Source organism: Catalinimonas alkaloidigena (assembly GCF_900100765.1).
Taxonomy (GTDB): domain Bacteria; phylum Bacteroidota; class Bacteroidia; order Cytophagales; family Flexibacteraceae; genus Mooreia; species Mooreia alkaloidigena.
Genome location: NZ_FNFO01000003.1, coordinates 349827 through 365403, shown reverse-complemented (window position 1 = coordinate 365403; position 15577 = coordinate 349827). Strand labels below are relative to the sequence as shown.

Annotated in this window: 10 protein-coding genes; 7 read left to right on the top strand and 3 right to left on the bottom strand. The window is 54.9% G+C overall.

Annotated elements, in window-relative coordinates:
• Nucleotides 1-42 precede the first annotated feature (42 nt).
• Nucleotides 43-1899: an ABC transporter ATP-binding protein gene (locus tag BLR44_RS08655; RefSeq protein WP_089681309.1), complete on the top strand. Its 1857-nt coding sequence runs from the start codon at nucleotides 43-45 to the stop codon at nucleotides 1897-1899.
• Here BLR44_RS08655 and BLR44_RS08650 read toward each other — a convergent pair.
• On the bottom strand, nucleotides 1896-3011 hold the full coding sequence (locus BLR44_RS08650; RefSeq protein WP_089681308.1) for an AI-2E family transporter: 1116 nt from the start codon (nucleotides 3009-3011) through the stop codon (nucleotides 1896-1898). The genes BLR44_RS08655 and BLR44_RS08650 overlap by 4 nt on opposite strands.
• Nucleotides 3012-3152: 141 nt before the next feature.
• Here BLR44_RS08650 and BLR44_RS08645 point away from each other — a divergent pair, with 141 nt between their 5' ends.
• Complete coding sequence (locus BLR44_RS08645; protein WP_089681307.1) at nucleotides 3153-3965, top strand: prohibitin family protein; 813 nt, start codon at nucleotides 3153-3155, stop codon at nucleotides 3963-3965.
• Here the strand turns inward: BLR44_RS08645 and BLR44_RS08640 are convergent.
• On the bottom strand, nucleotides 3949-4734 hold the full coding sequence (locus BLR44_RS08640; protein WP_089681306.1) for an alpha/beta fold hydrolase: 786 nt from the start codon (nucleotides 4732-4734) through the stop codon (nucleotides 3949-3951). The genes BLR44_RS08645 and BLR44_RS08640 overlap by 17 nt on opposite strands.
• A 105-nt stretch (nucleotides 4735-4839) precedes the next feature.
• Nucleotides 4840-5316 carry a hypothetical protein gene (locus tag BLR44_RS08635; RefSeq protein ID WP_089681305.1) on the bottom strand — a complete coding sequence of 159 codons (477 nt, stop codon included), beginning with the start codon at nucleotides 5314-5316 and terminating at the stop codon, nucleotides 4840-4842.
• 205 nt (nucleotides 5317-5521) lie between these two features.
• Between BLR44_RS08635 and uvrA the strand changes: the two genes are divergently transcribed.
• The 5 genes from uvrA (at nucleotide 5522) to BLR44_RS08610 (ending at nucleotide 15542) form a co-directional block, all read left to right on the top strand.
• Nucleotides 5522-8371 (top strand): excinuclease ABC subunit UvrA, encoded by a 2850-nt coding sequence (uvrA, locus tag BLR44_RS08630; protein ID WP_089681304.1) that lies wholly within the window; start codon nucleotides 5522-5524, stop codon nucleotides 8369-8371.
• 106 nt (nucleotides 8372-8477) lie between these two features.
• Complete coding sequence (tpiA, locus tag BLR44_RS08625; RefSeq protein ID WP_089681303.1) at nucleotides 8478-9239, top strand: triose-phosphate isomerase; 762 nt, start codon at nucleotides 8478-8480, stop codon at nucleotides 9237-9239.
• A 5-nt stretch (nucleotides 9240-9244) separates the two neighbouring features.
• Nucleotides 9245-9610 carry a 7(1) septoil knot domain-containing protein gene (locus BLR44_RS08620; protein WP_143017195.1) on the top strand — a complete coding sequence of 122 codons (366 nt, stop codon included), beginning with the start codon at nucleotides 9245-9247 and terminating at the stop codon, nucleotides 9608-9610.
• Between the two features lie 129 nt (nucleotides 9611-9739).
• A complete protein-coding gene (gene prmA, locus BLR44_RS08615) occupies nucleotides 9740-10573 on the top strand; it encodes a 50S ribosomal protein L11 methyltransferase (protein ID WP_089681753.1) in 834 nt (277 codons plus the stop codon).
• Nucleotides 10574-10670: 97 nt separating this feature from the next.
• On the top strand, nucleotides 10671-15542 hold the full coding sequence (locus tag BLR44_RS08610) for a hypothetical protein (protein ID WP_143017194.1): 4872 nt from the start codon (nucleotides 10671-10673) through the stop codon (nucleotides 15540-15542).
• Nucleotides 15543-15577: the final 35 nt, after the last annotated feature.

Sequence of the window (15577 nt, the reverse complement as noted above, 5' to 3'; positions counted from 1 at the left end):
GTGTCTGACACTTTCCGAGGGGTTCCGTTGTTACCGAAGCGTATGGCAATTCTAAACGGGCGTTCGAACGGGAACGCCGCACGCAACGGGCAGTCCGATGCAGACTCGTTGACCTTACGCCAGCGGTTCGAGGCGTTCAAAAATCTTCCCGCTTTTTTCAAGATGATCTGGCACACCCGCCCCGCCTATGCAGGGGGGAACGTCGCGCTGCGTGTCATCAAATCGGCAGTACCCCCGGCGGTGCTGTACGTCGGCAAGCTGATCATCGACGAGGTGGTAGCCCTGACGCAGGACAGCGGTTCGGTCCAGTGGCTCCTGACCCTACTGGCGCTGGAGTTTGGCCTGGCGATCTTGTCCGATCTGCTCAACCGGGCCATCAATCTGCTCGATAGCCTGCTCGGCGATCTGTTTGCCAATGCTTCGTCGATTCGCCTGATGGAGCACGCGGCAGAACTGGACCTGACCCAGTTCGAGGATTCAGAGTTTTACGACAAGTTGGAGCGGGCCCGGCGGCAAACTGTCGGGCGTACTGTCCTGATGTCGCAGACCCTGAGTCAGTTTCAGGATGTGGTGACGATGGCGTTTTTGGCCGTGGGGCTGGTCGCCTTCAATCCGTGGCTTATTCTGCTGTTGGTTATTGCGGTGATTCCCGCTTTCGTGGGGGAGTCTTACTTCAACGAGCGGAGCTATTCGCTGGTGCGGAACTGGACCCCCGAACGTCGTGAGCTGGACTACCTGCGGTTTACGGGGGCGTCGGACGAGACCGCCAAAGAAGTAAAGATGTTTGGCCTTTCCGGATTTCTGGTCGACCGCTTCCGGCACTTGTCGGATCGATTTTACCACGAAAACCGGAAAATTGCAGTGAAGCGTGCCTGGTGGGGGCTGCTTTTCTCGGCCCTAGGCACGGCCGGCTACTACGGTGCCTACGTCTTTATCGTGCTGCGTACGGTGAGTGGTGAAATCAGCATCGGGGATCTGACGTTCCTGGCCGGTTCGTTTCAGCGCATGCGTACCCTGCTGGAAGGAGTGCTGAACCGCTTCAACAGTGTGTCGGAAGGCGCTTTGTACCTCAACGACTTCTTCGAGTTTTTCCAGCTGCAGCCCCGCATCCGGCGGTTGGTCGGTGCGCGTTCGTTTCCTCGTCCCATTCAGCAAGGGTTTACGTTCGAAAACGTAGGGTTCCGCTACGAAGGCAGCAACAAGTGGGCCATCCGCCATCTGGATTTTCACCTGCGTGCGGGCGAAAAGATGGCGCTGGTGGGTGAAAATGGCGCGGGTAAAACTACCCTTGTCAAGCTCTTGGGGAGGCTGTACGACCCGACTGAAGGACGCATTTTGCTCGACGGCATTGACCTGCGCGAATACGATCCTGCCGAAGTACGCGCCAACATCGGGGTGATTTTCCAGGATTTCGTCAAATTTCAGTTCACCGCGGCCGATAACATTGCAGTGGGGCAGATCGAAGACCGACTCACTCGTCCTAAGATTGAAACCGCCGCCGCCCTGAGTTTGGCCGATACGGTGATTGCCGGTTTGCCGGAGCAGTACGAACAGAAAATCGGTCGCCGGTTTGGGGGCGTCGACCTTTCGGGAGGACAGTGGCAGAAAATTGCACTGGGCCGGGCCTACATGCGCGATGCGCAGTTGCTGATCCTCGACGAGCCTACGGCCGCGCTCGATGCCCGCGCCGAATACGAGGTGTTCGAGCGCTTTGCGGACCTGACCCGCGGCAAAACCGCCGTCCTGATTTCGCACCGCTTTTCGACCGTGCGCATGGCCGACCGTATTCTGGTGTTGGAAGGCGGCCGCGTACTGGAGTTGGGCACCCACGAAGCGCTTCTGCAGCAAAATGGCCGCTATGCCGAACTGTTCAACCTCCAGGCGCAGGGGTATCGTTAAGAGCGGGCTGTGTTCCGTACAAACACGCTTTTGATCTTGGCCCACGTCAGCGCGTGCTTCTCCGTGCCGTGCGTGCTGATCAGGTACGAAACCGGGCGTAGCCGCTCGACGTGGTCGCAAACGATTTTGAACATGGCCAGATAAGGCACGATCACAAACATACCGGGAATGCCCCAGAGGGCCGCGCCGACCAGCAGGCTGAGGATGATGAACAAGGGGTTGATGCTGACCTGCCCACCCACGATGTTGGGCGTCAGGATGTTGTTTTCCAGAAACTGAACCAGCAGAAAAAACAGCGCAACCCACAAGGCATAGCGAGGCGAATCTTCCAGCAACAGCGCGAACAGAAACGGAATGCTGCCGCCGGCCAGGGTGCCGAAGTAGGGGATGAAGTTGATCATCGCCGAAACAATTCCGAACAAAATGGGGTACCGAATGCCGATCAGCATCAGGCCCGTCGAGTTCAGCACGCACAAAATGGCCACGACCATGACCAGTCCGCCCATGTAACGGGCCGTGACGGTCGAAATCTCTTCCAGGGTCTGCAGGGTCGTGGGGTGATGTCGCGCAGGAGCGATTTGCAGGACAAACTCGCGGAACTTATCCCGGTAATACAACAGGAAAAAAATGTAGACCGGAATCAGAAAGATGGCGACCAGGGTGCTGGTCGTCGCGCTGAAAAACTTAAGCATGCGTTGGCCGCTCTCCGGGTTGAAAAAAGCATCGGATTGTTCGGTCAGCCAGGCGTGTTGCTGGTGGGTTGAAATGCCAAGCGTCGCCTCAATGCCCATTTCCAGGCGATGAATGTTCGCTTTCGCCTGTTCCTTCAACAGTGGAAAATCGTCCGTAAAAACGCTGAACTGGTTGTAGAGAAAGAAAAAGACACTGCCCACCACCGCGGCCATCAGCAGAATGCTGAGCAAATTGGCCGCAATGCGGGGGACGCGCAGGCGCTCCAGAAACTCGGCGACGGGGCGTAACAGGTACGCAAACAAAATCGCCAGCGCCAGCGGATAAAGTACGTTGCGGGCCTGCGTCAGGGCAAACACCAGCAGAATCAGAAAAAGCAGGGCTACGGTGAGCCGCACCAGGGTGGGGTAGAGCTTTTGCATGAAGGTAGGAAGGAGCTGCTCTTTTTACGAAAGTGCCGCCGAGAAAGTTAGTAGAGTGCTACCGGGCAGGACTTCTCACCGCGCGGCCTCCAACTCTTCTCGCTTTTGTATTATTGAAACTTCATCTTAATCCATACACACATGAACCGACGTTATGTACCCGTTGCCATCGTGGCAGCAATAATTTTTGTGGGCATTCTCCTTTTTTCTAACGCCACCTTCGTGACGATCCGCCCCGGCGAACGGGGGCTTCTGTTTCAGCGCTTTGGTGGCGGGCTGGACAAAGAACACGTCTACGCCCAGGGCTTTCACGTCATTGCGCCCTGGAACGACATGATCGTCTACAACGTCCAGAAACAGGAAAACCAGGAGCAGATGGATGTGCTTTCTTCAAACGGACTGGCGATCAACGTGGATTTTTCCATTCGCTACCGGCCCATTGAGTCGAAACTGGGGTTTCTGCACGAAGAGATTGGCCCCGAGTATCTGCAGAAAGTCGTGATTCCGGAGGTACGGGCGTCGGCGCGTCGCGTCATCGGGAAATATACGCCGGAAGAGTTGTACTCGACCAAACGCGAAGCCATTCAACAAGACATCGAAGCGGAAACGCGTCAGATTTTGGTGCAGAATTTTGTCGACCTGGACGCGTTACTGATTCGTTCCATTCAGTTGCCTGACAAAATCAAACAGGCCATTGAGCGGAAACTGGAGCAAGAGCAGCAGGCGCAGGAGTACGAGTTCCGGTTGGTGAAAGAACAAAAAGAAGCGGAGCGTAAACAGATCGAAGCCAAAGGCATTCAGGAGTTTCAGCGCATCGTGACCGAAGGCATTTCCGATAAGCTGTTGAAGTGGAAAGGCATTGAAGCGACGCAGGAGCTGGCCAAATCGGAGAACTCAAAGATGGTGATCATCGGTGGGGGCAACGACGGTCTGCCTGTCATTCTGAACGAGTAGCGAAACAGCGCGTCGCAAAGCCCGCTACCATCGCCCGCGTTTCGGCAGGGCGCTCAAACATGCCTTTGTGGGCCGTTTCGGGAAGCACCTGTGCGTAAGCCTCGGCCGGCAGCCAGTACTGGTCACGGCTGGCATCAAAATCGACAGCTTTGTCGTCGCGTCCGGCGATGAACAACACCGGAAAGGGGGCTTGTTGCAGCACGGCGCGGCGGTCGGGGCGGTCGCGCATCGCCAGGGCGGCGGCCATGACACTTTCCTGAGGCGTTTGCCTGCCGAGGGTGCGCAGAAGGTCCATTTCGGCGGTGAGGCGGCTGCGGTTTTTGAAGTGAAACAGCGGATGCACAAACCCGTCGATGAACGGCTGCACGCCATGCTCCTGCAAAAAGCGCACGGTCTTGTTGCGTGCTTCTTTCTTCTCGGCCGAGTCGGGATATGCGGTGGAGTGAAACAGGCCCAGGCCGCACAACCGCTCCGGGTAGTGCTCGGCGAAAGCCAGCGCTACGTAGCCGCCCATCGAATGCCCGATCAGCACAAACGGTTCCGGGGTAAGTTCCTGCATTAATGCCGCCACCGCCTCGGCCATGGCTTCCATCGACGTTTCTGCCACCGGCGGATTGTCGCCGTGCCCTGGCAGGTCGAGCAGGATGAAGCGGAACTGGTTTTGCAAAGGTGCTACCCACGCCGCCCAAACGTCTCGGCTTTCGCAGAAGCCGTGGAGGAGGACAACCGTCGGGCCAGACCCTACATCCGTATAGGAGAGAAGTGACATCGCAGCGTTTTAGTACTTACCCCTACGGATTTATCGTACCGAAGATGTGTTTCAAAACACCGTAGGATTGCCGGAGAGTTAGTCAAGGTTCAGGTAAGCTTCTTTTTAGACGGGTTGACGAAACGAGAGACGATAGCCTACATATACGGCGATTGCATAAAAGAGCAGGTCTACCGCTTGAAACGTATAAATCATCAGGTCAGGAATCACGGTGATGTCTACCAGCGAAAGCGCCTCAAAAAAGTTAACGCTCTGGTAATCGGCCAAGATGGCGGTAGTAGTAAAAAAACTGCCCAGAAAACAGCCTACGAGCGACAGACCGGCACCGATCAGACCGGCCGTAGCGGCGGAACGCGGGCTTAAGGCGCGCACCGTATAGCTGACCAGCAGCGCAACGGCAATGGCCATAACGCCCAGATGAATCCCCGTTTTCAAAGTAAATACGGCCCACAGCATGGCACCCACGATGGCGGCGGCGCTTCCGCCGAGCAAAGGCAGCACTACGTGGGACCGTACCTGAAGCTGCGCAGCATACGAAGTTACTTTTGTGGTGGGGGCGAGGATCATCGTGGCTGTATTCATGGTAGTATTGGTTTGTGATGAGCACAAAGTAAAGTGTAAATAATGTTATTTCATAATTTTTCTTTACATGGTTGTGAAAAAGGGTGAAAATCAACGAAAAAAATTTGTGCAGCTTTGGTGAATCGTATATAGCGACGACACTTTGGCTACCTCGGAACCAAACCCCTCATCGCCTCGTTTGCCTAAGTTGTGACTCCCAAAATCGATGCAAGAAGAAGCCGTTCTTACCCCCTCTCTCGACGAACTCGATCCCAAAGAATTTATCATCATCAAAGGTGCTAAGGTCCACAACCTGAAGAACCTCTCGGTTGCGTTTCCACGTAACAAGCTGGTTGTGGTCACGGGCCTTTCCGGCTCGGGCAAATCCTCGCTTGTGTTCGATACGCTCTTCGCCGAAGGGCAGCGGATGTACGTGGAGAGCCTTTCCAGTTACGCCCGTCAGTTTCTGGGGCGGATGGAAAAACCCGAGGTAGAATACATCCGGGGCGTGTCGCCGGCCATTGCCATCGAGCAGAAAGTTAACACCCGCAACCCCCGCTCGACGGTCGGCACTTCGACCGAGATTTACGATTACCTGAAGTTGCTGTTCGCCCGCATCGGCGTGACGTATTCACCCATTAGCGGCGAAGTGGTGCGAAAAGATACCGTTACCGACGTAGTCGATTACCTGCTGTCGCTGCCCGAAGGGACACGTGTGATGGTGCTGGCACCCCTCCAGTTGAAAGAAGGGCGTACGTTGGAAGAAGAGCTGAAAATCTTGTTGCAGCAAGGCTTTACGCGGATTCAGGTACAGGGCGAAGTGCGCTTTATCGAAGAGGTACTGGAGAAAAGCGAAGCGCTGGCGAACGAAGGATTGTTCATGCTGATTGACCGGGCGGTGATAAAACACGGCGATGAGCAAGCCGAAGAGGATCTGCAATTTCGCCTGGCCGACTCGGTACAAACGGCCTTTTACGAGGGCAATGGCGCGTGCCGCATCGAAGCGCCCGGACTGGAATCGGGCGAGACCATCCGCGACTTTTCAGATCGGTTCGAAGCCGATGGCATGCAGTTCGAGGAGCCCAGCGTAAACCTCTTTACATTTAACAATCCCTACGGAGCCTGCCGTACCTGCGAGGGCTTCGGCAAAGTGTTGGGCATCGATCCTGATCTGGTCATCCCGAACAAAAATCTGTCAGTCTACGAAGGAGCCATTGCGCCGTGGCGTAGTGAAAAGCAGCGCCGTGAATGGCTGGAGCCGCTTCTGAAAAAAGGCATCGAGTTCGATTTCCCGATTCATCGGCAGTACAACGAACTGACGCCGGAACAGCAGGAACTGCTCTGGACCGGAAATCGGTATTTCAGTGGATTGCACGAATTTTTCCGCTACGTCGAGACGCAACTGCACAAAGTACAGTACCGCGTGATGCTCTCGCGTTATCGTGGCAAAACCACGTGTCCCGACTGCCGGGGCTCGCGCCTGCGCAAAGACGCCTCTTACGTCCGCATCAACGGCAAGTCGATCACCGATCTGGTGCTGATGCCGGTTTCTGTATTGCGCCCGTTCTTCGACGCGCTGGAATTGCCCGAACATCAGCAGAAAGTGGCGCGCCGCCTTCTGGCCGAAGTGCAGAACCGCCTCCGTTACCTGGAAGACGTCGGGTTAGGGTATCTGACACTCAACCGCCTGACCAACACGCTTTCGGGTGGAGAGTACCAGCGTATTAAACTGTCTACGTCGCTGGGAAGCGCCCTGGTCGGTTCCATGTACATTCTGGACGAACCCAGCATTGGCCTGCATCCGCGCGATACGAAGCGCCTCATCGGCGTGCTGGAAACGCTGCGCGATTTGGGCAACACGGTCATTGTGGTAGAACACGAAGAAGAAGTGATGCGGGCGGCCGATCAACTGATCGACATCGGGCCCGACGCGGGCGTACACGGCGGGGAACTGATGTTTCAGGGAACCGTAGCCGAGATGAGCAGCGCCCTGAATTCGCATACGGCGCGCTACCTCCACAACATCGACCGCATCACTGTGCCTGCCCGGCGGCGCGAGTGGCGCGACTACCTCGAAGTGCAGGGCGCGCGGGAAAACAACCTGAAAAACCTGGACGTCAAGTTTCCGCTCGGCGTGCTAACGGTCGTGACGGGCGTCAGCGGTTCGGGGAAATCGACCCTAATCAAGAAAATTCTGTATCCGGCGCTGGCCAAGCACCTAGGCGACTCGGTTTCGGAACAAACCGGGCGATTCGACGGCCTGGCCGGTAGTCTCAGCGAGATTACACGGGTGGAGTTTGTCGACCAGAACCCGATCGGCAAGTCGTCGCGCTCCAATCCGGTCACCTACGTCAAAGCCTACGATTACATCCGCAACCTGTATGCAGAGCAGCCGCTGGCGAAGCAGCGCGGCTACAAACCCGCCTTTTTCTCGTTCAACGTCGACGGTGGGCGGTGCGAAGTCTGCCAGGGCGAAGGCGAAGTCAAGATCGAGATGCAGTTCATGGCCGACATCTACCTGACGTGCGAAAGCTGCCACGGCAAGCGTTTCAAGCAGGAGGTGCTGGAAGTGAAATACCGCGACAAAGACATTGCCGAAATTCTGGACCTGACGGTCGATCAGGCAGTTGACTTTTTTGCCAAAGAGTCCAAAGTGGTGGACCGCCTGCGGCCGCTGAAAGAAGTCGGCCTCGGCTACATTGGCCTGGGCCAGTCGTCCAACACCCTTTCGGGCGGAGAAGCGCAGCGCGTCAAACTGGCTTCTTTCCTGGGCAAAGGCAGTGGTGCCGGGGCGAATGATCGTATTCTGTTCATTTTCGATGAGCCGACCACTGGTCTCCATTTTCACGACATTCACCAGCTGCTGAAGGCCATCAACGCCCTCATCGAACAGGGGCACACGGTCGTGATCATCGAGCACAACATGGACGTGATCAAATCGGCGGACTGGATCATCGACCTGGGGCCGGAAGGCGGCGACGCCGGTGGCAACATCACGTTCCAGGGTACGCCCGAAGAGATGGTCACCACACTGGCCGATAACCACACCGCCCGTTTTTTGGAAGAGAAGCTGTAGCCGTCGCCAACCCGCCGAAATTTCTATCTTTGACCCGCTTTGCGGAAAAGAGGCATCTTTTCGCGGACAGCACGTAAACCGATCATCCAACCGTAATCCTTGAAACATGCGCCAGAAAATCGTTGCCGGTAACTGGAAAATGAATAAAGACGCTGAAAGTGCCCAGAGCCTCGCGTCCGAAGTTGTCAATATGGTTAAAGACGAAGTCACTTCTGAGGTGACGGTCGTCATGGCCCCGCCTTTTCCTTTTCTAAGTTCTACCCAACGGCAGATCGGCGATGCCGCCCAGGTATTTCTGGGCGCGCAAAACTGCTATCCGAAAGATTCCGGCGCCTACACCGGCGAAGTGTCCGTGCCCATGCTGAAGTCGGTCGGCGTGACCTACGTGATCCTGGGCCACAGCGAGCGTCGCGAATATTTTGGTGAGAAAGATGCAACCATCGCCGACAAAGTCGATGCTGTGCTGGCCGGTGGACTGGTGCCGATCTATTGCTGCGGCGAGTCGCTGGAAACGCGCGAAGCGAACGACCACGAAGCGTTTGTGAGCGGCCAGCTCGACCGGGAATTGTTCCATCTCGATGCGGAAGCCATCAAAAAGGTGGTCATCGCCTACGAACCCATCTGGGCCATCGGAACGGGCAAAACCGCCTCGCCCGAACAGGCGCAGGAAATGCACGCCACGTTGCGGAACCATTTGGCTAAAAAATACGGTTCCGAGGTCGCCAATGCGATCAGCATCCTGTACGGAGGGAGCGTGAAGCCCGACAATGCCGCCGAAATTTTCGCAAAACCTGACGTCGACGGTGGCCTGATTGGCGGCGCTTCCCTGAAATCGCGCGACTTTCTGGAAATTGTCAAAGCCCTTTGATCCTCATGTCCTTTCATCCCGCTAAGCTGTGGAGCGTCGCTTTGCTGGCGCTTGCCTCTGTTTTTATCCTGCCTGCCTCAGCGCAAGCGCAAGACACACCGGCCTACTGTGATTTTTACGGTACGGTCTATTTTGAGAAAGAGCGGCGTTTGGCCGATTTTACGGTCTATATAGAAGAGAGTGAGGCGTTTGCCGATCTGGCCGTCTTTCAAACAGACAACCGCCTCTTTGCCGATCGCAGCGGTCTTTGGTACGTGGTGGAAGCGCCGCAACTGGCCAACTACCGCGTCTACGTAGAAAAGAACAAAGCTTTAGCGGATTTTACGATCTATTTTACCGATACCGAATCGTTTGCCGGTTGTATGAACTAACGACTGGCAACTTTTGTACTTGAACAAGCCGCCTCTTCTACGCAGACAGGGGCGGCTTGTTTGCTACATTTCCCTTTGGTAACCAACTCCTTACCACACCTAATTTTCAAATTTTTCATCAATACGACGTTGGAATACACCGCCTTACACGTTCAGCTTGCGCCTGATTTTGCCGACATCCTGGTGGCCGAATTGGCCCAGGCAGGGTTCGATGGATTTGAAGAAAACACCACCGGTTTTACGGCCTACGGCGAGTCGCAACTGATCGACATGGCAACGGTGCAGGAAGTGCTGGCGCGTTACGCTGCCCAAACCGAACTGACTTCGCTCGTAGAGCCCATTGCCAAGGTCAACTGGAACGAGGCCTGGGAACGGAATTTCGAGCCGGTGGTGGTAGGCGATCAGTGCATTGTTCGGGCTTCGTTTCATGTGCCCATGCCCGAATACGCGTACGAGATCGTGATCGATCCCAAAATGTCGTTCGGCACGGGACACCACGCGACCACCGCCATGATGCTGCGCTATCAACTGGACATCGACCACGTGGGCAAGCGTTTTCTGGACGTAGGGTGTGGCACGGGCATCCTGTCGATCATGGCAGAGAAGCGAGGCGCTGCCGGGGGCACTGCGTTCGATATAGAAGAGTGGGCCGTGGAAAATACCCAGGAGAATCTGGCGTTAAATGATTGTCACTCAGTACATGTGTTCTGTGGCGAGATCAATCGCATCGCGAAAGACGAACAGTTCGAGGTCGTGCTCGCCAACATCAACCGGAACATCATCCTGGCACAGTTGCCTCAGTATGTCCATCACCTGAAGACGGGAGGCATCTTGTTGCTCAGCGGCTTTTACGAAATGGATATTCCGGAGCTTCTGCACGCTGCCAATCAACTGGGGTTAACCTTGAAACAGCAGCAGACGCTGGAGAATTGGGGATGCCTGATGCTAAAAAAGCCCGAATAATTACGTCAGAGGCGTATGGGCTGTCGGGGCATAACTTACATTGGCTGTTAAAGACCACAGGATCAGGTTAAATTTGAGTTTGATCGGCGTGAAGTTTATGAAATTCTTTCCATACGCTAAAGCGATTCTAGGGTGCCTTTTCCTGCTGTGGGTGGGAATGATGGGGAGCGGTTCTGTGCAGGCGCAGGCGTTCTCGACCGACCCGACCGAGTTCAGTGAGGAGTTCGGCCGGTACTTGTTGGCGAGTGCCAAGCCCTCCTCTGAAGAAGCCCGATCGCGCTTTCTGGAAGTGTGGCCTACCCTGAGTGCGGCTAACCAGCAGCGGATCATCGCCGTTGCCCAGCAGATGCGCACCCGACGGCTGGGCGTGACCCCTTATTTTGAAGCCTGGGTAGGTTCGATGGCGCAAGCCGCCACTTCGCAGCAGGTACAGGGCGATGGCGTGGGAGGAATGCTCGATGTGTCCGAGCGCTTATTGCAGGAAAAAGATGCCAAAGAGTTTCTACGCTACTTCAGTGTTGCCCGTGGCTTGCTTGATAGCCTGACCTTACACGCTGCCAATTACAGTCAGCTGACCGTTGAAGGCGGTTCTTTTTCGTTTGAGTACGTAGCTCCTGAAGAAGCCTCGGAAGGTGCCGCACTCGACGAGACGGAAGAAGAGGAGCTGGACGACGACCAGCCCACTCTGCAGGAAGATGACAGCGAGCTAAGCGACGATTGGTTTTCGGACTGGGATGGAAACGATCCCCAGGAAATGCCAACGGACCTGATGCCCACGTTGTCGGATGCGGACGTGAGCATTTCGGATGCGCCCCTCATCGAAGTACCCGTGGCACGCGGGGCGGTCATCACCTTCCACAAAGCCAACCTGACCATCTCTTCCCATTACGACACGCTGACGATTCGGGAAACCAGCGGACAGTATTCCAGCAGTCTGGATGATTTTATCGGCGAAGGCGGAACGGTCGACTGGAGTTCTGCGGGGTTGCCCGACGTGTACGCCGAATTCAGCAAGTACAGCTTCGATCGCAAGGCGGTGACTTTGCAGGCCGATAAAGCCCAGCTCCATTATCCGGAGCGTGTGGACGAGCCTATCGAAGGGGTGTTTGAGTTTCGTAGCCAAAAGCACAAAACGCCGGAAGATGCCCAGTATCCGCGTTTCCGCTCCTTCTCGAACGAAGTGAAAGTGAAAAATTTGGGTGAGGGCATCACGTACCAGGGAGGCTTTTCGCTGCGTGGCGCGCATGCCAACAGCTCCTCGTTCGACCGTCGGCCCTCCAGCCTGGAAATTGAACGGAACGGGCAGCGTCGTTTCCGCACGCTGGCTAGCCGCATGGAACTGGGCGACACACTCATTACGGCCGATCTGGCGTATGTCGCGCTTTATTTCGGCCAGGATTCGATCGTCAATCGTGGTGCTTCTCTCTTTTATAACATTGAAGAAGGGTTTATTCGACTGCACCGCGACAAAGGACTTTATAAAGTAGCGCTGTTCGAGGATTCGTACCATCAGGTGAAAATTGACTGCGATGCCATTTACTGGCCGCTCGACAGCACGTCGGTGAAGTTTTACATGTTGAATGCGCGGCACGAGCTGCCCGCTACCTTCACTTCTTTTGACTTTTACAAACAACAGGAATTTGATCGCCTGCAACGGTCGTACAACTTTCACCCGATCGTGATGATCGCCTCGCACGTTCTGCGGACCAAGCAAACGTCTTTTTATGTAGACGATCTGGCCAAGCAGTACAAACAAAATCCGCAGACTTTGCGCACGGTCATGTCCGATCTGGATGCGCGGGGCTATGTAGAGTTTAACTCGGTTACGGGCGTGGTGACGGCGAACAAGAGCCTGATCAATTATTACTTAGCCCATCGTAAAAAACGCGATTACGATTACCTGACGATTTCGTCTCTGGCCCCTGACGGGAACAATGCGGTATTGGATCTGGAGTCGCAGGAGCTGGCCGTTAATGGGGTTAAGAAATTTTACCTGAGCGATTCGGTCGATGTCTTCATCGAGCCTGCCAACGGACAAGTCAAAGTGTTGGAAAACCGTGATCTGTTATTCGATGGCAAGCTGAAAGTAGGCTATTTTGAGAGCAGCGGGCGCAACATGCGTTTCGATTATGACGAGTTTGCGGTCGACATGGCCGAAGTCGACACCATTGCCGTGGCTCTGGGCGGAGAAGGTGGCAACGAGTCGCGCAGTACCCTGACCAACCGGTCGAACAATGCCGCGGCGAAGCTGATCATCGGTGATCCTAACAACAAGTCGAACTTAAAAAGTCATCCCAAATATCCCCTGTTCGACGTAACGTCGGAGACCAACATCTACTTCGATGGTGACGAGGTATTGGGTGGTGCGTACGACCAAAGTATTTATTTCCAGGTTCCTCCCTTCAGTGCCGACAGCCTCGATAGCGACTCGCCGGACGTGATCTCATTCGACGGAACCTTCGATTCTGATGGCATCTTCCCCCGTTTTGAAGAAACACTGGTACGGCAGAAAGATAAATCGCTCGGCTTTTCGCACGCGACTCCCGATGGCGGGTATCCGCTGTACGGAACTGAGGGCCGCTTCTTCGGCGATATTACACTCGATAGCCGTGGCTTGCGAGGCAAAGGTGAGGTACGTTACCTGACTTCTACCATCAAGTCCGACGACTTCGTTTTCTATCAGGATTCGGTGGTTACGGTGGGGCAACAGGCCGTCATCGCCCGCAATTCGTCGGGTACTTATCCCGACATTACCGTATCGAACTACAAGATGAAGTGGTTGCCCGATACCGATTCGCTGATTCTTTCGAACGTGGAGCGGAAAGAGCCCTTCAAGCTCTACGACGGCAATTCTGATTTCAACGGCGACGTGATCCTAACGTCGAAAGGAACGTACGGAAATGGACTCTTCAAGACACAGGGTTCACAACTGTATTCGCCTCAAATCACGTTTGAAGAAAACCGAATTTACGGGCGTAACGGTGATTTTGACATTAAGTCCGACAACCCGCTTAAACCCGCGCTGGTGTCGCGCAACGTACGCTACGACGTCAATCTGAAAGAACGTTATGCGGAACTATCATCGGAAGTAGAAGGGTTTGCCAGCAACGAATTTCCGTTTGTACAGTACAAAACGTCCATCGGGAAGGCGATCTGGGACATGGAAAAGCAAACGGTCAGCATGCAGAAGCCTGAAGGCGTCGATCTGGAATCTTCTTATTTCTATTCTACCCATCCCGACCAGGATTCACTGGCGTTTTTGGGGACCGGAGCCGTTTACGACGTAGTAAACCAGAAATTGGAAGTGTCGGGCGTGCCGTACATCAAAGCCGCCGATGCAAAAATCTTCCCGCACGGAGGTGTGGTGACTTTGACCGAAGGGGCAGCCATGCAGGAGCTAGAGCGCGCGGAGTTGGTAGTAGATACGCTGAACGAATACCATCGCCTTTCCGACGGCACGATCCAGATCCTTTCGCGGCATAAATTTGAGGGTGAGGCTTTCTACGATTACATCACCGCTTCGCAGGATACGTTTAAGATCAAGTTCGACAACTTCTTGCTCGAAGAAGAGGAAGCTCGCCGGAAAGGCAAGCCGGGCGTGTTGCATACAGTTTCGGGAGGGATTGTGCCGGAAGAGGACCCCATGCCGATTTCAAAAGGGGTTCTGTACCGGGGCGCCGTAACGATGTACGCCACCCGTCCCTATCTGAAGTTTGACGGTGAAGTTAAGCTTGACTTTAAATCCAGCAACCTGGAAGGCATCTGGTTTACCTACCAGAACCCGGGCGATAGCCCCGACTTTTCGATTGACCTGGAACAGTTGGTATCGACCGATGGCAAACCGCTGACGACGGGGATGCACGTGGAAAAGAATTCGTCGGGCTTGTATTTTACCTTCCTTTCCGAAAAAATGACGGCGGCCGACCAGGACATTTTCCGGGCCATCGGGGTATTGAACTACGATCCAGAGAAACAGCTGTTTGTCGTCGGTAATCCGGAGAAGGTACGAGGGGAGTCAATTGCCGGAAACATTTTCGCCTTCAACGACTCCAAGGGCACCTTCAACTACGAGGGCACGTTCAACTTCACCAACCCCGGGGGGCGGGACGTAACGTTGCTGGCCGCCGGCAGTGGATTTGGCCGCGCCGACAGCAACAGCTACGACTTCAATACCATGCTTTTGTTTGATGCTCCCTTACCTTCGCAGGCGTATGGTTCGATGGGCAACGATCTGGCAGAAGCGATCTATCGCCTGGGACCACCGGTTGCGTACGAGAGCCTCGACCCCATTTTGCCACGTGTGGCCAATCTGGTCAGCGAAAAAGCCGCCGTCGATTACCGGACCAAAGCATTGGAAAACAACGAACCCCTGTCGTCGTTGTCAGGCAAACTGGCGAAAGGAATTGTCATCGCCGACGTGCATCTGAAATGGTCGAACGAGCAAAGTGCCTGGTACAGCGTCGGGAAAATTGGGGTGGCTAATATCAACGGAGCCCCAATCGATGCAAAACTGGATGGTCACATCGAAATCCGGAAAACGTATCAGGGCGACATCATCACGATCTACATTGCCGCTTCACCTGGCCTGTGGTACTACTTCCGCTATGACGACGAAAAGCGTTTGTCGGTGGTGTCGTCTAGTCTGGAGTTCAACGAAATCATTCGTTCGAAAGTAAAGGGTGCGGGTAAACCCGGGGAATTCTCGTTACAAGCCGCTAACGACGCAGATCGGGTCATTTTTGTGGAAGATTTCAACAAAACTTACTTTGGCAAAGAAGTAAATGTGATGCGTGGCGTAGACCCGGAAGTTGCGGAAACTCCCACTACTGATGCCGCTGGCAAGGACGGAGGGAAGAAAGACAAGAAAAAAGGCGATAAAAAGCCCGATGCGCCGGTCACGGACCCCACCCCCGCTCCGGCAAAAACAGACAAGAAGACCGTCGATGAAGAGGACGCGGACGGGTTTTAGGGAACTTGCGTGTTAAAGTCCGTGTATCAATACAA

Bases quoted from the DNA above. Each gene is read 5' to 3' on its own strand.
- BLR44_RS08655 (WP_089681309.1), top strand. From the start codon at position 43: ATGGCAATTCTAAACGGGCGTTCGAACGGGAACGCCGCACGCAACGGG.
- BLR44_RS08650 (WP_089681308.1), bottom strand. From the start codon at position 3,011: ATGCAAAAGCTCTACCCCACCCTGGTGCGGCTCACCGTAGCCCTGCTT.
- BLR44_RS08645 (WP_089681307.1), top strand. From the start codon at position 3,153: ATGAACCGACGTTATGTACCCGTTGCCATCGTGGCAGCAATAATTTTT.
- BLR44_RS08640 (WP_089681306.1), bottom strand. From the start codon at position 4,734: ATGTCACTTCTCTCCTATACGGATGTAGGGTCTGGCCCGACGGTTGTC.
- BLR44_RS08635 (WP_089681305.1), bottom strand. From the start codon at position 5,316: ATGAATACAGCCACGATGATCCTCGCCCCCACCACAAAAGTAACTTCG.
- uvrA (WP_089681304.1), top strand. From the start codon at position 5,522: ATGCAAGAAGAAGCCGTTCTTACCCCCTCTCTCGACGAACTCGATCCC.
- tpiA (WP_089681303.1), top strand. From the start codon at position 8,478: ATGCGCCAGAAAATCGTTGCCGGTAACTGGAAAATGAATAAAGACGCT.
- BLR44_RS08620 (WP_143017195.1), top strand. From the start codon at position 9,245: ATGTCCTTTCATCCCGCTAAGCTGTGGAGCGTCGCTTTGCTGGCGCTT.
- BLR44_RS08610 (WP_143017194.1), top strand. From the start codon at position 10,671: ATGAAATTCTTTCCATACGCTAAAGCGATTCTAGGGTGCCTTTTCCTG.